This is a genomic window from Streptomyces sp. NPDC030183 (genome assembly GCF_055573455.1).
This window is the reverse complement of the sequence record NZ_JBVIBK010000006.1, coordinates 200,206-218,145: the sequence shown is the minus strand read 5'-3', so window position 1 is coordinate 218,145 and position 17,940 is coordinate 200,206. Positions and strand designations below refer to the sequence as shown.

Annotated in this window: 11 protein-coding genes, 1 tRNA gene, 1 other RNA gene and 1 pseudogene; 7 read left to right on the top strand and 7 right to left on the bottom strand. The window is 73.6% G+C overall.

All coding sequences use genetic code 11. The features are described 5' to 3' along the window. Positions 1 to 142: 142 nt before the first annotated feature. The 4 genes from ACZ4Z2_RS09580 to ffs all read right to left on the bottom strand — a co-directional run bounded on the left by ACZ4Z2_RS09580 (position 143) and on the right by ffs (position 7,500). Positions 143 to 2,404 (bottom strand): hypothetical protein, encoded by a 2,262-nt coding sequence (locus tag ACZ4Z2_RS09580; protein ID WP_468074199.1) that lies wholly within the window; start codon positions 2,402 to 2,404, stop codon positions 143 to 145. Positions 2,405 to 2,980: 576 nt separating this feature from the next. Further along, positions 2,981 to 4,234 carry a phosphoribosylamine--glycine ligase gene (purD, locus tag ACZ4Z2_RS09575; RefSeq protein WP_468074058.1) on the bottom strand — a complete coding sequence of 418 codons (1,254 nt, stop codon included), beginning with the start codon at positions 4,232 to 4,234 and terminating at the stop codon, positions 2,981 to 2,983. A 421-nt stretch (positions 4,235 to 4,655) separates the two neighbouring features. Then, entirely contained in the window at positions 4,656 to 7,214 is a 2,559-nt protein-coding gene (locus tag ACZ4Z2_RS09570; protein WP_468074056.1) for a DNA polymerase III subunit gamma and tau, read from the bottom strand. A gap of 189 nt (positions 7,215 to 7,403) precedes the next feature. After that, positions 7,404 to 7,500, bottom strand: an RNA gene (gene ffs, locus ACZ4Z2_RS09565) — signal recognition particle sRNA small type. Positions 7,501 to 7,628: 128 nt separating this feature from the next. On the opposite strand from ffs, the gene ACZ4Z2_RS09560 reads away from it, so the two are divergent. From ACZ4Z2_RS09560 to ACZ4Z2_RS09550, 3 genes and pseudogenes are all read left to right on the top strand, one after another. Continuing rightward, a tRNA-Ser gene (locus ACZ4Z2_RS09560) sits at positions 7,629 to 7,716 on the top strand. Positions 7,717 to 7,859: 143 nt separating this feature from the next. Next, positions 7,860 to 7,943 (top strand): annotated as a pseudogene (locus ACZ4Z2_RS09555) (hypothetical protein); the annotation flags it as partial. 61 nt (positions 7,944 to 8,004) lie between these two features. After that, the gene (locus tag ACZ4Z2_RS09550; protein WP_468074054.1) at positions 8,005 to 9,426 is read left to right on the top strand and encodes an ATP-binding protein; all 1,422 of its coding nucleotides are present in this window, start codon (positions 8,005 to 8,007) and stop codon (positions 9,424 to 9,426) included. Between the two features lie 191 nt (positions 9,427 to 9,617). Here the strand turns inward: ACZ4Z2_RS09550 and ACZ4Z2_RS09545 are convergent, their stop codons facing one another. Further along, positions 9,618 to 10,058, bottom strand: a complete 441-nt coding sequence (locus tag ACZ4Z2_RS09545) for a hypothetical protein (RefSeq protein ID WP_468074052.1) — start codon at positions 10,056 to 10,058, stop codon at positions 9,618 to 9,620. Positions 10,059 to 10,319: 261 nt separating this feature from the next. On the opposite strand from ACZ4Z2_RS09545, the gene ACZ4Z2_RS09540 reads away from it, so the two are divergent. Together ACZ4Z2_RS09540 and ACZ4Z2_RS09535 are read left to right on the top strand one after the other, a co-directional pair. Beyond that, positions 10,320 to 10,805 carry a cation:proton antiporter regulatory subunit gene (locus ACZ4Z2_RS09540; RefSeq protein WP_468074050.1) on the top strand — a complete coding sequence of 162 codons (486 nt, stop codon included), beginning with the start codon at positions 10,320 to 10,322 and terminating at the stop codon, positions 10,803 to 10,805. A 7-nt stretch (positions 10,806 to 10,812) separates the two neighbouring features. After that, on the top strand, positions 10,813 to 12,192 hold the full coding sequence (locus tag ACZ4Z2_RS09535; protein WP_468074048.1) for a cation:proton antiporter: 1,380 nt from the start codon (positions 10,813 to 10,815) through the stop codon (positions 12,190 to 12,192). 597 nt (positions 12,193 to 12,789) lie between these two features. Here the strand turns inward: ACZ4Z2_RS09535 and ACZ4Z2_RS09530 are convergent. Then, positions 12,790 to 13,695: an NAD(P)-dependent oxidoreductase gene (locus tag ACZ4Z2_RS09530; protein ID WP_468074046.1), complete on the bottom strand. Its 906-nt coding sequence runs from the start codon at positions 13,693 to 13,695 to the stop codon at positions 12,790 to 12,792. A gap of 183 nt (positions 13,696 to 13,878) precedes the next feature. On the opposite strand from ACZ4Z2_RS09530, the gene ACZ4Z2_RS09525 reads away from it, so the two are divergent. Together ACZ4Z2_RS09525 and ACZ4Z2_RS09520 are read left to right on the top strand one after the other, a co-directional pair. Further along, positions 13,879 to 14,847 carry a TauD/TfdA dioxygenase family protein gene (locus tag ACZ4Z2_RS09525; RefSeq protein WP_468074044.1) on the top strand — a complete coding sequence of 323 codons (969 nt, stop codon included), beginning with the start codon at positions 13,879 to 13,881 and terminating at the stop codon, positions 14,845 to 14,847. Positions 14,848 to 14,879: 32 nt separating this feature from the next. Next, on the top strand, positions 14,880 to 15,818 hold the full coding sequence (locus ACZ4Z2_RS09520; RefSeq protein ID WP_468074042.1) for a DUF72 domain-containing protein: 939 nt from the start codon (positions 14,880 to 14,882) through the stop codon (positions 15,816 to 15,818). Here ACZ4Z2_RS09520 and ACZ4Z2_RS09515 read toward each other — a convergent pair. Further along, positions 15,805 to 17,796, bottom strand: a complete 1,992-nt coding sequence (locus ACZ4Z2_RS09515) for a copper resistance CopC/CopD family protein (protein ID WP_468074198.1) — start codon at positions 17,794 to 17,796, stop codon at positions 15,805 to 15,807. The two genes, ACZ4Z2_RS09520 and ACZ4Z2_RS09515, sit on opposite strands and share 14 nt — an antisense overlap. Between the last annotated feature and the right edge of the window lie 144 nt (positions 17,797 to 17,940).

Sequence of the window (17,940 nt, the reverse complement as noted above, 5' to 3'; positions counted from 1 at the left end):
GTGCTGTGTACGCGAACGGTCCCAGCACATCACATTACGCACGCACTCCGTCACCGTTCGTCGCGAATTGACGAGAGTGGAACATGAGGGTCCGCGTGGGGACCCGGAGACCGGTGCTCCTGCGGAGGGGGCGGTGACGGGGTCAGACCAGGCGGACCGGCTTCTCCGGGCGGACGCCCAGGTGGCGGAGCCAGTCGCGCAGGGGGACCGGGTCACCCTCCTCGACGAGGGTGAGGACACGGGGGGCGAGGTCGGCGGCCCGTTCGCCGTTGACGAGGAGGGAGGGGCCGTCCAGCCAGTCGAGGCCCGGCGTGGCGCCGGCCGTGTCCATCGCCGCGCAGCAGACCATCGCGGCGACGTGTTCCGCGAGCAGCTCGCGGCCCGTGCGGGGTGGCTGCATGGGGAACAGCGGCAACAGGTCGTCCTCCCACAGCGCCCGCTCCGGGCCCTGCGCCTCGGCACCGCCCGGCTGGTGTGCCGCGGGGCGGGGCGCTGCCGCCTCCTCCCTCGCCAGCTCGGCGGTCAGGCCCGCGGCCAACGCGGCGGCCTGCGCGGTGGCCGGGCCCTGCTCGTCGTCCTCGTCGGCGGGAGTGGGTGTGGAGGATATGGCTGGTTGCTGCGGCTCGGGGGATGGTCCCGCAGCCGGGGCAGGGGCGTCGTGGTCGTGCGGCGCGGTGGGGGTGGTCGAGGGGCCGGATGGCGCGCCGGGGCGGGTCTCGGGGCGGTCCGGCCCGGTCTGCGGTCGGTCCGGTCGGGTCTCGGGTCGGTGCGGCCCGGTCTCCGGTCGGTCCGGTCGGGTCTCCGGTCGGTCCGGTCGGGTCTCCGGTCGGCTCTCGGGAGTGGGGGCCTCGGTCGGCACGGTCAGGTGGTCCACGGTCAGGTGGTCCAGGACCCGGGCCAGGGTCGGGCCCGTCTGGTCCGGGCCGTTCCGGTCCGTGGTGCGGTGGACGCCCAGCGCGTCGAGCACCCGGTGGAGGCGGGCCGCCTCGGTGCGCCATTTGCGGTCGACGACCTCGTCCGGGTACTCGCTCCAGTCCACCGGTGCCCAGTCGCGGCCCGCCTCGGCGGGGCCCCCGTGGAAGAGGCGCGCGGCGAGCAGTGACGTGGCCTCGTCGACCGTGCCGGGCTCTTCGAGGAGGTCGCACGCCGGGCGCTCGCCGAGCCGGGAGGCGAAGCCCTCGGCGAGGCGGTCGCGGCGGGACAGCTCCGTGAGCGCGGCGACGACGCCCGCGTCGAGACGGGACGGCCAGCGGCCCATCCGCCAGGCGGGCAGCGCGACGCGCGTGAGAAGCCTGTCCCAGCCGGCGTACGCCAGCCCGACCTGCTCCTGGGCGACGATCCGCAGACCGTAGTCCACAGCCTGTGCACGCTCGGCCGCGGCGGCCGCCACCCCCCGCTCCATCTCCGCCGCGTGGCCCCGGCAGCCGCGCAGGAGCAGCCGGGTCACCCAGCCGACACCGGCCAGCACCGTGCGGGCGAGCGCGCCATGCGTCGGGGCGGAGGTGACGGCCACGGCTGCGTCCAGGCCGCGGACGAAACGGCGGGCCGCGGCTATGTCCGGGTGGGCCGAGGGTCCCGTCCCCGCGACCACCGGCGCCAGCACCGCCCGCAGCTCGCCCACCCGCATCCACCACAGGAACGGTGAGCCGATGACCAGTACGGGAGCGGTGGGCGCGCGATGCCGTCGGTGCGACGACAGCCCTGAGGGGAGACCGGACGAGGGGCCGGAAGGACCGGTGGGGCCGGTGTGGCCGGTGTGGCCGGAGGGACCGGAGGGGCTGGTGTGGCCGGAGGGACCGGAGGGGCTGGTGTGGCCGGAGGGACCGGAGGGGCTGGTGTGGCCGGATGGCGCGTCGGCCGACTGTCCTCGTCCGGCTGCCATTCCGTCGCCGCCGCCAGGACCCGTACCGCCGGACGACGACGCGGAGGCCGAGGAGGAGGCAGCCGATGACGTGGAGGCCGATGGCGGGGAGGAGTGGCTGTCGGGCTGGGTGTGGGACGGGTGGGTGCGGTCCTCCAGCCAGCTGTCGCAGTCCGGGGTGAGGGCTATCGCGGAGGGGGCCGGGACGTCGAGCCGGTCCGCGAGGTCACGGACGAGGCGGTAGAGGTCGGGCGCGGCTTCCTCGGTGATGGAGACGGTGGGGCTCACGGCAGGCCGGGCGCGGGCCACCACGAGCGCGATTCCGGCGGCGGCCAGCAGGACGAGGGCGGCGAGGCCGGAGACCACCCAGCGTGCCGTGGACCAGGGCTGCCCGGTGAGGTGGCCGGTGGAGACGCCGACCAGCAGGACGACCGCGACGGCGGCCGGCAGCAGCGCCACGGCCAACGCGCGGCTGCGGACGCGCAGCACGGCGAGGGCCCGCGAGCGCGCGGCCTGCGCACCCGCCTCCTCACCACCCGCCATACCGCTCACGACGCGACCTCACCCCCTGATGTGCCGTGCGGCGTGCACCGCGACGGCTTTCCGTCGGCGTCGTCGTCGCCGAATGCCCTGACGTTGCTCACTCCCCCACTGTGGCACCCACGACTGACATCGCAATGCCGGTGGGCCAAGTGCCGGAACACTTGCGCCGCACCCTAGTTGGGGCCTCGGCGCCCGTCAGCCGGATGGCCCATCGCTCACTCGATGGAATGGCTTTGGGGAGAGGTGAGTAACGGAGCGAGGGGGAGCGGGCCCGCAGTCCAGAGGCTTGGGGGTCGTACCCGTTGGGGGTGGTTCGCAACCGGATACGCCGAAGGCGGGTGAAGGGCGCTGGGAAGCGCGGAAAGTCACGGTTGCGCTCGGGCGCGGGTGGGGCGCGCGCGGGCCGACCGGTGGGGTGCGCGGGCCACGCTGGGCGCGCGTGGTGCTCATACGCCCCGCGCAGGGCTTGTGGTCACAAGCCAGGCGCCCGCGCGGGGCTGGTCGGTCACAAGCCAGGCGCCCGCGCGGGGCTGGTCGGTCACACGTCAGGCGCCCGCGCGGGGCCCGGGCCCTCGGTCAGGACTCGGCTGCCGCCTTCGCCGCGATGTCCGAGCGGTGCTGGGAGCCGTCCAGGCCGATGCGCGCGACGGCGGTGTACGCACGGTCGCGGGCCTGGGTGAGGTCCTTGCCGGTGGCCGTGACGGACAGGACGCGTCCGCCCGCGCTGACCACGGCGTCGCCCTCGCGCTTGGTGCCGGCGTGCAGCACGTACGCGTGCGGGGCGTCGACCGCGGCTACCTCGTCGAGCCCGGTGATGGGGTCGCCGGTGCGCGGGGTGCCGGGGTAGTTCTGCGAGGCCACGACCACCGTGACGGCGGCGTCGTCGCTCCAGCGGAGGGGTTCGAGGTCGCCGAGGGTGCCGTTGGCCGCGGCGAGGAGGACACCGGCCAGCGGGGTCTTCAGGCGGGCCAGGACGACCTGGGTCTCCGGGTCGCCGAAGCGGGCGTTGAACTCGATGACCCGTACGCCCCGGCTGGTGATCGCCAGGCCCGCGTAGAGCAGCCCCGAGAACGGGGTGCCGCGGCGGCGCATCTCGTCGACGGTCGGCTGCAGCACGGTCTGAAGGACCTCGTCGACCAGCTTGGGGTCGGCCCACGGGAGCGGGGAGTACGCGCCCATGCCGCCGGTGTTGGGGCCCTCGTCGCCGTCCAGCGCGCGCTTGAAGTCCTGGGCGGGCTGGAGCGGGAGGACGGTCGTGCCGTCGGTGATCGCGAAGAGGGAGACCTCGGGGCCGTCGAGGAACTCCTCGATGACGACCCGGCCGCAGGCCAGCGCGTGCTCGCGGGCCTTGTCGAGGTCGGGGGTCACGACGACGCCCTTGCCGGCGGCCAGTCCGTCGTCCTTGACGACGTACGGGGCGCCGAAGGCGTCGAGGGCCTCGTCGATCTCCTCGGGGGTGGTGCAGACGTACGACCGGGCCGTGGGCACGGCCGCGCCGGCCATGACCTCCTTGGCGAATGCCTTGGAGCCCTCCAGCTGCGCGGCCTCCCCGGAGGGGCCGAACACCGGGATGCCCGCCTCGCGTACGGCGTCGGCGACACCGGCGACCAGGGGGGCCTCCGGGCCCACGACCACCAGGTCGGCCTCCAGGCGGGTGGCCAGCGCGGTCACGGCGGCGCCGTCCAGCGCGTCCACCGCGTGCAGCTCGGCGACCTCCGCGATGCCGGCGTTGCCGGGAGCGCAGTGCAGCGCGGTGACGTCGGAGTCGAGGGACAGAGAACGGCACAGCGCGTGCTCACGGGCACCGCTACCGATGACGAGGACCTTCACGGGGCCAGCCTAACCGGCTGAGCGGGGTGGGTTTGTGGGGGCTTCCGAAGAGTGGGACGGCGGGGGTTTGTGGGATCAGACGAAGGGAGGGGTTGATGAGGGGCGTTCCATGCGGACTGGGACCGACGAAGGTGACCTGAAGGGACCGGGGCGACCGGAGTCGCTCGGAGGCCTTCGGGCGTGATCGGGGGCGTTCGAGGGCGTTCGGGGGCCTGGATGCGGGAGTGGGATGAGGGTGCGGGATGAGGGGCTGAGGTGAGCGCGAGCGAGGGCTTCGGCCTGACGCTCGTACGCGGCCACACGGCAGCCGCGGTTCGCGGCGGGCAAGCGACTGGGCCTTCGCGGCCCTCGCGCTCTCCCACCCCCGGGGCCCGTACTCGTTCGCCTCTCCCACGCCGACCCGGTACCCGGGCCGCCGCCCCTACTCGTTAGCGATCTCCTCCACCACCGTCGCGCCCAGTTCACGGACGATCAGTTCGTGGCCGGAGAGGGCGGATTCGTCGAGGTCGGGGTCGTCGTCCTCGGGGATGTCGTCCTCAGGGGAGACCGGCGGGGGCTCAGGGGCGGGCGGCGGTGCGGGGGCGGCGCTGGGCGCGGCCGGGCCTGGTTGCCGGGGCGGCGGGGCCGGGGTGGGCGAGTGTGGCGCGGAAGAAGGCGGGGACTGGGGCGGGGCGGGACGGGACGCCGGGGCGGGGGAGCCGCCGTAGCCGCCGCCCGGGCCTCCGCCGTAGCCGCCGCCTCCGCCGTACCCTCCGGGGGCCTGGGGGGCGTGACCGCCCGTCGGTGCCGAGCCGCCACCCGACGTGTCGACGAGCGCCTCGATCTTCCAGTGGACGTTGAACTGCTCGGCCAGCGCCGCGCGCAGGACGTCCTCGCTGCCGCTGCTCGCGAAGTTGTCCCGAGCGCCCGCGTTGACGAAGCCGATCTGGAGCGTCGTGCCGTCGAAGCCGGCGACGTGCGCGTTCTGGCTCAGCAGGATCCAGGTGAACCGGCGGCGGTTCTTCACCGCCTCCAGGATGTTCGGCCACAGCATGCGGGGGTCGAGCCCGCCGGGGGCGGGGTTGTACGCGGCGGCGGCCGGGGCGGACTGGGCCGCCGGAGGCGTGGCCGGTCGGCTGTGCGCCGCGGACGCCGCGGCCTGGCCCTGCGCGGGACCGGACGGGCCCCCGGGCGCCGCTCCGCCGCCGGCGGGCGCGGCCGTCGGCCAGCCGCCGGGGCGCCGCCCGCTGCCCGCGGCGGCCGGTGTGGGCCAGGACCCGGGACCGCCGGCAGGCGCGGAGGCACCCGGCGCCGCGGTGCCGGGCACGTTCGCGTGGGCGGCAGGGGCGGTGGGCGCCCCCGGCTGAGCGGCGGGCGCGGGAGGCGGTGTACCCGGCGAAGCCTCCTGCGGGTCGGCCGCGGCGGGACCCGGGCCACCCGCCCCCGGCCCTCCGAAGCCACCGCCGCTCCCGAGGCCCCCGGCACCACCCGCACCGTACGCATCCGAACCAGGCGAACCAGGCGAACCAGGCGCACCAGAGGCACCCGACGAACCCGACGAACCACCATGGCCGGCGGCGGCAGCCGCAGGCGTCCCCTGTGCACCGGGCATCCCCGGAGCCCCGGGCACTCCGGCCGCTCCCGGCACCCCCTGGCCTGCGGGCGCCCCCGCGCCCCCCGTTCCCCGTACCGCCGCCCGAGCCGCTGCCGGCCCGCCCCCCGGCGGCACCGGCGGGCCGGGGGCGACCGGCGGAGCCATGCCCATCGGCGCGGCCGCTCCCCCGTGGACGTCGGGCCCGGGGACGTACCCCATGGCGGGGCCGGGGCCGGACGCGGAGAAGTTCACGCCCCGCTCCAGTCGGTCCAGGCGGGCCATGACGGAGCGTTCGTCGCCATAGGTCGCGGGGAGGAGGACGCGGGCGCAGATCAGTTCGAGCTGGAGGCGGGGGGAATTGGCGCCCCGCATCTCGGTGAGGCCCTCGTTGACGAGGTCGGCGGCGCGGCTGAGCTCCGCGGCGCCGAAGACGCCCGCCTGGGCCTGCATCCGCTCCAGGACATCCGCGGGGGCGTCGATGAGCCCCTTCTCGACGGCGTCCGGCACGGCGGCGAGAATCACCAGGTCACGCAGGCGCTCCAGCAGGTCGGCGACGAACCTCCGCGGGTCGTTGCCGCCCTCGATGACGCGGTCGACGACCTCGAAGGCCGCGGCCCCGTCGCCCGCGGCGAATGCCTCGACGACCGAGTCGAGCAGCGACCCGTCCGTGTAGCCGAGCAGGGACGTGGCCATGGCGTATGTCACACCCTCGTCCGTCGCGCCGGCCAGCAGCTGGTCCATGACGGACATCGAGTCACGCACGGAGCCGGCGCCCGCGCGCACGACCAGCGGCAGGACGCCCTCCTCGATGGCGATGTTCTCCCTGCCGCAGACCTCGGCGAGGTAGTCGCGGAGCGTGCCCGGCGGGACGAGCCGGAAGGGGTAGTGGTGCGTACGCGAACGGATCGTCCCGATGACCTTCTCGGGCTCGGTCGTGGCGAAGATGAACTTGAGGTGCTCCGGCGGCTCCTCGACGACCTTCAGCAGCGCGTTGAAACCGGCCGACGTGACCATGTGGGCCTCGTCGATGATGTAGATCTTGTAGCGACTGCTCGCCGGTCCGAAGAACGCCTTCTCGCGCAGCTCACGGGCGTCGTCCACGCCACCGTGCGAGGCGGCGTCGATCTCGATCACGTCGATCGAGCCGGGGCCGTTCCGCGCGAGGTCCTGGCAGGACTGGCACTCGCCGCACGGGGTGGGAGTGGGGCCCTTCTCGCAGTTCAGACACCGCGCGAGGATGCGCGCGCTGGTCGTCTTGCCGCAGCCGCGCGGCCCGCTGAACAGGTACGCGTGATTGACCCGGTTGTTCCGCAGCGCCTGCTGCAGCGGGTCGGTGACATGCTCCTGCCCGATGACCTCGGCGAACGACTCCGGGCGATAGCGGCGGTACAGCGCGAGAGACGACACGCATACGAGGTTATAGGCGCCCACTGACAACCCGGACGCCGCCGAAGCCGGACGGGAAGACCAGAGGATCGGACGGGCCGGACCCGGACCCGGGAACCGGACCGGACGGACCCGAGTGCTGGTCCGGACAGAGCCGAGTACGGGACCGGACAAACCTGAGTACCGACGGAACGGAGCCGAAGGGGGACAACGAAAGACCCCCCACGCACCCGCCAGAGCCGACCTACCCTTGCTGCCTTCCGGCCCTGGGGGAGTTCAGTCAGATAGCGCCGCGTGAGGGGCTACGCCCAGCCTACCCGATCCCCCGACCCCACCCGCCCGCCTCCCCACTCGGACGTCTCCCTTGATCCCCCTCGCGCCCCTCACCTCGAACGAGTTCGCAACCACCCTCCGCCGTCATGTAATGTTTCCGGCGGAGGATTCGCCTAGAGGCCTAGGGCGCACGCTTGGAAAGCGTGTTGGGGGCAACCCCTCACGAGTTCGAATCTCGTATCCTCCGCCAGTGCCTCACCGGGCACGATGTCGAAGGGCCCCACCGTTCGCGGTGGGGCCCTTCGACGTTGTCCGTCTCAGTTTCCGTCTTAGTTCGTCTTCGGGAGCTCCTAGAGCGCGTCGCCGACTTGCTACGCGACCCCGCCCTACCTCGAAGCCTGGTGCCATCTGCGAAACGACGAGCGCGTCTTCACCCTCTCGCGCGTCCACAGCGTCCTGAGCTACATGCCCAAGTGAGAGAAGATGGTATCGGTGGAGATACTATCTCTGCCGATACTATCTCCATCGGGAGGTTGGGATGCGGCGCTTCATCGGGCGGGACCGCGAGCTGCGCGTGCTCGGCGACGCTTTGCGGGCGGTGCGGAATGCCGTCGGGTCGGCGCAGCCGGGGCAGTGCGTCCTCATGCGGGGGAGACGGCGGGTGGGCAAGTCCAGCCTCGTCGAGGAGTTCCTCCGACGGGCCGAGACTCCCCACCTCTTCTTCACCGCTGCGGGCGGCACGGCGGAGGACGAGTTGTCGGAGCTGCTCGACACCGTTGCCAGGTCCACTCTGCCGGAGCGGAGACTGTTCGCGGAGGAGACCCCCGATCAGTGGAACGCGGCATTCAGACTCCTTGCGGAGGTCCTGCCCGACGACACCCCCAGCGTCGTCGTCATCGACGAGGTTCCGTATCTCATGGACCGCATCGACGCCTTCGAGGGGATGCTTCAGCGGGCATGGGACCGGCTGCTCAGCCGCAAGCCCGTACTCCTCCTCCTGGTCGGATCCGATCTGTCGATGATGGAGGCTCTGAACAGCTACGACCGTCCCTTCCACCAGCGGGGCCGGGAAATGATCGTGGGACCGCTGAACCCCGCTGACATCGGCGAGATGCTCGGCCTGTCACCGGCAGCCGCGTTCGACGCCGCTCTGATCACGGGAGGGCTTCCCCTGATCTGCGCCGAGTGGCGGGCCGGAGCGGACGTCTGGGAGTTCCTCGGCGACTCGCTGGCCAACCCGATCTCGGCGCTGCTGGTCTCCGCCGAGCGCTCTCTGGCTGCGGAGTTCCCCCCACAGGCGATGAGCAGGGAGGTCCTGCGTGCCATCGGATCCGGGGAGCGAACCTTCACCAACATCGCGCGCGCGGCCGGCGGCATCGCCCACACCACGCTCACTCGAGCCACTGACGTCCTGACCGGGAAACGGGTCGTGGCCGCCGAGCTGCCACTCTCGCTGCGACCGTCGAAGGAACGTCGCTACCGAGTGGCCGACCCCTACCTGCGGTTCTGGCTCGCGTTTCTGGATCCGCACATGGCGGAGATCGAACGGATGCGGGGAGACCTCACACTGAGTCGGATCAAGGAGCAGTGGACGAGCTGGCGTGGCCGGGCGATCGAGCCCCTGGTCCGGGAATCCCTCGCCCGCCTCCTGCCGGACGGGCTCCTGCCCGCCGCGCCGGCGATCGGCGGGTACTGGACCCGAAGCAACGACATCGAGGTCGACTTGGTGGGCGCCGACCGGCAGCCGGTGGCCAAGCAGTTGCTCTTTCTCGGCTCGGTCAAGTGGCTGGAGAACTCCGCGTTCGACAGCCACGACCTGGCCGCGCTGCAGAAGCATCGGGCAGCGATCACCGACGAGCCGGTGCCACTCGTGGCGGTCTCCCGCAGCGGGATCGGATGTCCCGGACTTCAGGCGGTGTACGGCCCCGAGGAACTGCTCAGCGCCTGGCGCGGGGCGTGAGCAGGAACTGAGGTCCGGTTGCAGTTCTGGTTGCCTTCACTGCCGTACAGCACCGTCCACCGCCTACCGTCCACCGCCTACCGTCAGCCGCATTCCGTCAGCCGCATTCTGTCGCAGGTCAGGACCCCGCTGATCAATCCCGGACCCTCCGGCGAACATGTGGAAAGCGCGGCTGTGTTTCAGGCCGTGTTTCAGGCCGTGTTCTCTTCGTCTCCCGGCGGTTCCCAGAGCAGGACGCTGGTGGTGAGGCGGCGGTAGGCGGCTCGGGCCTGGAGGACGCGGGCCAGGGCCGTGCCGGTGAGGGCCGCCGTGAGGAGGCAGACCAGCCAGAACGTGTCGCGCGGGTTGGTCCAGGTGAGGACGCCGGCCGGGGGTATCGCGAAGCCGTTGAGGAAGAGCCAGCACAGGGCGGCCGTGCCGGGAGCGGCGGTGAAGCGGGCGTGCAGGCCGAGCAGCGCGGCCAGCAGGGAGAGCGCGGCCAGGGCCGGGCCCGGGCGGTCCGTGCCGACCAGGGCGTTGTGGACGGCCACCAGCGCCATCGCGCCGGCGAACGCCGTGGCCCACACCAGCGGTGTGGAGGCGGGCTGGGGTACGGGCCGGGAACCGGTGCCCAGGGACACCCACTGGATCATGCCTGCGCTTCCTTTCGCTCCTCCCCCACTGCCCGGGCGGGGCCGCGGCCCGAGCGGCGCGGCCGCGGATGTCGGTCGCCCCGGTCCGCATGACCGCCGGCAGGGGGACTGGGCAGGTCACCGGCGTGAACGCCGGAGGGCCACACGTGGATTGTCCCACCGACGGGCTCAACCCCGCCTCGGCCAGCCCGTTGTCGGGTCTCGTTAGGGTGGCACCGACGGGTTTCCGAAGACATGTCCGAACCAGACAGGGGGCCAGCCGTGGGTGCTCCGCGCCTGAGCAGTACGCCGTTGCCGGGGATCGGTGTGCGGTACGACCTCAACACCCGGGAGCACAGGCGGCTTTCCGTCGTGGCGCACCGGGACGGGTCGCGGACGTTCAGCGCGTACCGGGAGGACGATCCCGACGCGTGCGCGTTGTCGGTACGGCTGACGGGGAGCGAGGCGACCGCCCTCGTGGACGCGCTGATGCCGGACCACCACAGCCCGAACCTGCTGTCCACCACCGAACTGGGCCTGGTCGCCGAGCGGATCGAGCTGTCCTCGACGTCGCACTGGAACGGACGCGTCCTCGGTGACACCCGGATGCGGACCGAGACGGGCGCGTCGATCGTGGCCGTACTGCGGCGGGCGGAGGCGATTCCCTCACCGGCGCCGGACTTCCGGCTGGCCGGCGGGGACACCCTCATCGTGATCGGCACCCGCGAGGGTGTGGAGACGGCCGCCGCGATACTCGGCCGGGAGTGAGCGGCCCATGCACCTCGCCGCACAGCTTTCCGCGCCCCTCGCCGCCCATGCTCCCCCGCACCTCGCCTCGCCCGTGCGACTCGCCGCCGAGTCCTCCGGGCACTCCTCCGCCGTCTTCCTCATCGAGTTCGGCGCGATCATCCTCGGACTCGGGCTGCTCGGGCGGTTCGCCGCCCGGTTCCGGCTGTCGCCGATCCCCCTGTACCTGCTGGCCGGGCTCGCCTTCGGGGAGGGCGGGCTGCTGCCGCTCGGCACGAGCGAGGAGTTCGTGGCGATCGGCGCCGAGATCGGTGTGATCCTGCTGCTGCTCATGCTCGGCCTGGAGTACACCGCCAGCGATCTCGTCTCCAACCTCAAGACCCAGTACCCGGCCGGTCTCGTGGACGCCGCGCTCAACGCGCTGCCCGGCGCGGCCATGGCGCTGCTGCTGGGCTGGGGCCCGGTCGCCGCCGTCGTGCTCGCCGGTGTCACCTGGATCTCCTCCTCCGGTGTCATCGCCAAGGTTCTCGGCGACCTGGGCCGGCTCGGCAACCGCGAGACACCGGTCGTGCTGAGCATCCTGGTCCTCGAAGACCTCTCCATGGCCGTCTATCTGCCGATCGTCACCGCCCTGCTCGCCGGGGTCGGGCTCGCGGCGGGCAGCGCGACCCTCGCCATCGCCCTGGGCACGGCGGGTCTCGTCCTGCTGATCGCGGTGCGGTACGGGCGCCACATCTCCCGGTTCGTCTCCAACGACGACCCGGAGAAGCTGCTGCTGGTCGTGCTGGGGCTGACGCTCGTCGTGGCCGGGCTCGCGCAGCAGCTCCAGGTGTCGGCGGCGGTCGGCGCGTTCCTCGTCGGCATCGCGCTGTCCGGTGAGGTCGCCGAGGGGGCGCACAGTCTGCTGGCGCCCCTGCGGGATCTGTTCGCGGCCGTGTTCTTCGTCTTCTTCGGCCTCCACACCGATCCGGCGAGCATCCCGCCGGTGCTGCTGCCCGCGCTCGTACTGGCCGTCGTCACCGCGCTGACGAAGATCGCCACCGGGTACTGGGCGGCCCGCCGGGCCGGGATCTCCGCGAAGGGCCGGTGGCGGGCGGGGGGCACGCTGGTCGCGCGCGGCGAGTTCTCCATCGTCATCGCCGGGCTCGCCGTCACCGCCGGCATCGAGCCCTCCCTCGGGCCGCTGGCCACGGCGTACGTCCTCATCCTGGTCATCGCGGGTCCGCTCACCGCCCGTTTCACCGAGCCGGTCGCCCTGTGGGCGACGGGGCGGCTCCGGAAGCCGTCGTCGGAACGGCCGGCCGTCACCGCCGCGAGCGCCGGGCCGCCCCCGGACTCCGCGCCGGCGGCAGCCGGAGAACACGAGGCCCTGGAGGCGGAGGAGCGCGACACGGCCGAGCGGTCCTGAGGGCGCCGACGGCCACGGCGGGCCGGGCCGGGCCGACGGCCCTCGGCCTCGCCGGCCCAGGGCGCAGATACCCTCGGCCTCGCCGGGCCCGGGCTCCCATGCCCTCGGCCTCGCCGGGCCGGGCTCAGGCGTCTTCGCCCTCGCCGACCCCGGGCTCCCATGCCCCCGGCCTCGCCGGTACGGGCGGCCCAGCCGTCCTCGCCCTCGCCGACCCCGGGCTCCCATGCCCCCGGCCTCGCCGGTACGGGCGGCCCAGCCGTCCTCGCCCTCACCGCCCGCGGGCTCCCATGCCCCCGGCCTCGCCGGTACGGGCGGCCCAGCCGTCCTCGCCCTCACCGCCCCCGGGCCCCCATGCCCTCGGCCTCGCCGGTACGGGCGGCCCAGGCGTCCTCGTCCTCACCGCCCGCGGGCTCCCATGCCCCCGGCCTCACTAGGCCGGGGCCCAGCCGTCCTCGTCCTCACCGCCCCCGGCTCCGATGCCCGCCCCGCCCCGCTGGTCCGGGCTCAGCCGTCCTCGGGCTCACCGACCCCGGGCCCGCATGCCCGGCGCGGTCCCGCCGGCACCGAGCCCGGATGTGCTCCTCCCCCGGCCCCGCGTCACTCCTCCCCAGGCTCGTCCGTCCCCGGTTCGGCGAAGCTGGCGAAGTACGCGGCGGCCATGTCCTCGTCGGCGTGGCCCTGGGCCGCGGCTCGGGTGAGGCGGTCGGCGCCGGCGGCGGCCACGTCGAGGCGGGCCCCGTGGCGCTGTCCGGCCTCCACGATCAGGCGGGCGTCCTTGGCGGCGGTGGCCACGGCGAAGGACGCCGGTGAGAGCTTGCCGTCCAGGATGAGGGCGGACTTGGCGCGCAGATAGCCCATGTCGAGAGGGCCGCCGTCGATGATCTCGAAGAAGGACCGCGGGTCGACGCCGAGCACCTTGGCCAGGGCGAGTGTCTCGCCGGCCGCGTTGGTGGCGGCGAGCACCCAGCTGTTGGCCACCAGCTTGAGCCGGGTGGCCGTGCCCGCCGCGCCGTCCTCGCCGGTCCACACCGTACGGGCGCCCACGGCGTCGAAGACGGGCGTCACCGCCTCCCGGCCCGTCTCCGGGCCGGCCGCGAGGACCGTCAGCTGCCCGGCCTCGGCGGGCTGCCGGGTGCCGAGGACCGGGGCGTCGTAGAACACGAGGCCGTGTTCGGCGGCCAGGGCGGCCAGTTCCGCCACGCCCTCGAGACCGGCGGTGGTGGACTGGACCCAGGCGGCGCCCGCGCTCAGGGCCGGTGCCGCCTCGCGCATCACATCCAGCACGGCGGCCGCGTCGTACAGCATCGTCAGGACGACATCGGCGCCCCGTACGGCCTCTGCGGGGGTGTCGACGACATGGACGCCGTCGGCGGTCAGCGGCTCGGCCTTCTCCCGGGTGCGGTTCCACGCGCGTACGGGGTGTCCGGCCCGGGCGAGGTTGCGGGCCATCGCGGCCCCCATGATGCCGGTGCCCAGGACGCCGACGGTCGGCTTGTCGCTCATGACGTGATCTCCCATCAACTTCCTGCCTCGGGAGATTACTTCTCCGGCCGCTCCGGTCGGCGTCTCCCGGCGTGGCGCCGAGCGTGGGCGGTGTGTCTGACCGAGGGCCTGCTGAAAGGGCCCTCCCGGCGGGTAGGACGTGTACGACACTCCTGCCGAGCGGTGAAGGGTGAAGGGCGAGCGATGAACAGCGACAGCACGGGAGCCGCCGACGGGCTCGACGTACGGCCCGCCTCGGGGTACATCGGCGCCGAGATCCACGGAGTGGACCTCTCCGGACCCCTGGACGACCGCACGGTCGACGGCATCCGCTCGGCGCTGCTGCGCTGGAAGGTCGTGTTCTTCCGGGGGCAGCGCCTGGACCACGCCGGGCAGATCGCGTTCGCGCGGCGCTTCGGCGAGCCGATCCGGCTCCGCTCCCGCGGCTCGGTGTCACCCGCGGAGCACCCGGAGATCGAGACGACCGCCGACCGCCAGGAACTGGGCCGCAAGCACGGCATGGACCAGGCCGAGTGGCTGGAGCGCCGCCGCCACTCGACCCTGCGCGGCTGGCACGGCGACCACACCGCCCGCGTCGACCCGCCCGCCCTGACCCTCCTCCGCGCCGAACAGGTGCCCCCGTACGGCGGCGACACCACCTGGGCCAACCTCGCCACCGCCTACGCCGGGCTCTCCGAACCCGTACGCCGGTTCGCCGACGGGCTGCGTGCCGAGCACCGTCTCGGCGTCGGGTACCTCGCCCGCTCCGGGCCCGACCCGTATCTGCGGCATCTCCAGGACCACCAGGTCGCCTCGGTGCACCCGGTCGTCCGCGTGCACCCCGAGACCGGCGAACGCGTCCTCTTCGTCAACCCGTACTACGTCGAGAACATCGTCGACGTGAGCAGAGCGGAGAGCCGGCTCCTGCTTGAGATGTTCGTCGAGCAGATCACGCGCCCCGAGTACACCGTCCGCTTCCGCTGGGAGCCGGGGGCCGTGGCCCTCTGGGACAACCGGGCCACCGTCCATCTGGCCCCCAACGACACCGCGCACCTGGGTTTCCCGCGCATCATGCATCGGGTGATGGTGGCCGGGGAGCCGCCCGTCGGGGTGGACGGCACCCCGTCGAAGTCGCTCGTGGGCGCGCCGTTGCACGAGCCGCGCGAGGAGTAGTCGTCCGGCCGAATGCGGGTAACCGGCACCCCATGGGTGAGCTGCTGGTCGGTACCTGTTCCTGGACGGACCGCGCGTTACTGGCCGGCGGCTGGTATCCGCGCGGCCGGCGCGACGCCGAGTCCCGACTCCGCTACTACGCCGAGCAGTTCCCGGTCGTCGAGGTCGACTCCAGCTACTACGCGCTGCCCAGTCGCCGCAACGCCGTCCTCTGGGCCGAGCGGACGCCGCCCGGGTTCCGGTTCGACGTCAAGGCGTTCTCGCTCCTCACCGGCCATCCGACCCGGCCGACGGCGCTTCCCGAGGACCTGCGCGGCCGGACGTCCCATCTGCCCGGTCTGCTCGACCGGATCTGGGAGCGGTTCGCGCACGCCGTGGAGCCGTTGCGGATGGCCGGCCGGCTGGGTGCCGTGCTGTTCCAGTTCCCGCCGTGGCTGGCGCCGGGGCCGCGGGCGGAGAAGGCGCTGACGGAGTGCGCGGAACGTACGGCGGGCTGGCCGGTGTCCGTGGAGTTCCGGCACCCGGCGTGGTGGCGCCCCGGGCAGGCGGACGAGACCACGGCCCTGTTGTCCCGGCTCGGCATGGTCGCCGTCGGCGTCGACATGGCCCAGGGGCTCGGCACCTCCCTGCCGCCGCTGGCCCCGGTCACCTCGCCCGGACTTGCCGTCGTACGGTTCCACGGCCGGAGCCCCGCCTGGGGCACCGGCAGCAAGGAGGACCGTTTCCGCCATGACTACTCGGAGGCCGAACTCACCGAGTGGCTGCCGAGGTTGCGGGCCGCCGCCGAGCAGGTCGACGAGGTCCACGTCCTCTTCAACAACTGCTGCGCCGACGCGGCGGTCCGTGCGGCGGAGACGATGCGCCGCCTGCTGGCCGGGGAAACGGACGGCCGCCGGCCGGTCGGCGAAACGGATGTCGGCGAAACGGATGGGGGAGCGGACGAGGGAGGGGCCGGCTCTAGCCGACCCTGACGTTCTTCTCCACGGTCACCTGGTCGATGTCCGTCGTACGGACCGTCAGCTTCATCGTCCAGGTGCCCGGCAGGGGGATCTGGAGGGTGTCGGTGGCCCAGTAGCCGCCGCGGTTGGTCAGCTTGGCGTCGATCGGGCCGACCTTCTGCGCCTTGAGGGTGAAGGTGAGGCGCAGTTCGGGGACGGTCGCGATGCCGTCGTCGGGGCCGAACACCACGGCCTGGACGGAGTTCTTGCCGACCTTGCCGGGACCGAGGTCGATCTGGACCTTGCCGTGGCCGTTCGGGGTGCCCATGTCGAACGGTACGACGGTCGAGGAGGCCGTGATCTCCCCCGGCGCGGCCGCGCCCTCGGTTCCCTGCGCGCTCTCCGCCGCCGCCCGGCCGGGCAGGGTGCCCGTCAGCACGGTCGTGATCACCAGCACCACCACCGCCACGGTGAACTCCGCCAGCACGCTGCGGCGCAGGGCGAGACGGTGCCGGTCCTCGGGGGTCGAGCCGGCGGGGGTCGAGTCGGCGGGGGTCGAGTCGGCGGGGGTCGAGTCGTCAGACGTCGCGGAGAGCGCGGCGCCGGAACCTGAACCGGAGTCACCGGCCGGGACCCCGGGCGTCTCGGCCGCCGCGCCGCCGTCCGCGCGGGCCACCGCCCCCACCGGTTGAGGCACGCGAGCGTCGGCCACGACCGACGCCTTCCCGACCACCTCGGCGCTCTCGGCGCCCTCGGCGTTCCCGGCCTTCTCGTCGTCCTCGGCGTGCTCGGAGTGCTCGGCGTGCTCGGCGTGCTCGGAGTGCTCGGCGTGCTCGGCGTCCTCGGCCGCCACCGGCCCCAACCGCCCCGTCCACCGCCGGGAGAACGCGGCCGCGGCCAGCAGCAGGGCGATCGCCGCCAGCTTGGCGAGGAGGACCTGGCCGTACGCCGTGGAGGTGAAGGCGGACCAGGAGCCGAGGCCGCGCCAGGACTGGTAGACGCCGGTGACGACCAGGACGACCACCGAGGCGAAGGCCAGGCGGGAGAAACGGGTCACCGCGGCGGCCGACAGCGTCTCCGGGGCCCGGTACAGCACGGTCAGCAGGGCCGTCAGGCCGCCCAGCCACACGGCCATGGCGAGCAGGTGGAGCACCGAGGAGGTCATCGCCACCGGCACCTGGATGCCCGCGGAGGCGTGCTCGGCGGCGGCCCAGGTCCCGGCGAGCCCCAACGACAGCAGGGACCCCGCACCGGCCGCGCCCCGCCCCCAGCTCTCCTGACGACGGACCCGTACGAGGAGGACGAGGGCCGCCGCGAGCAGCGCGAGCCTCGTCAGCAGCGCGAGACCCGGCCGGGTCGTGAGCGTGTCGCCGAGGACGGACGGGTCGAGGACGGCCCCGACGCCGCTGCCCCGTTCGTACGGTCCGCGCAGCAGCAACAGGACGACCGAGGCCAGCGCCAGGGCCAGCCAGCCCCCCAGGAGCAGCTTGCGGAGCGTGTCGTCGGCCCGGCCGAGGACGGCGGCCACGAAGACGGTGACGCCGATGAGCAGGGCGAGGGCGCCGTACGCGAAGTAGCGGGTGATGTCGTAGAAGGAGGCGGTGAGGGGCTCCTCGGCGAGGTCGGCGGGGAGGTTCGCGGAGGTGGCGGAGGGCTCGCCGACGGAGAAGATCAGGGCGCCGGAGATGGGGTGGCTGTCGGCGGAGATCACCCGCCAGGCGACGGTGTACGTGCCGTCGGCCAGCCCCGCGGGCAGGGTGACACGGGCCGTGTCGGACCGGTCGCCGGACCGCCCCGGCCTGCCCGTGTCGACCGCGCGGTTCTCCGGGTCGATGACGCGGATGGAGTCCTGGAGGAGGCTCACCGGCTCGGTGAAGGTCAGGGTGACGTCCCTGGGCGCGGAGTCGAGGACGCTGCCGTCGGCGGGATCGGTGCCCTTCAGCGCGGCGTGCGCCGACGCGGTCCCCGCCCCGCCGAGGAGGAACAGGACCAGCACGGTGCCGAGCAGCACCAGGCGCCGCACGAACGGAAGACCCCTCCGGGCACTCCCGCCCCTTCCGCCGGTTCCGCCCGTCCCGCCCTGTCGACTCTCGTCCCTGTCACTGCGTCGGCCCACGTCGCGCTCCGGATCCACTGTCGCCGGCTCTCGGATTCC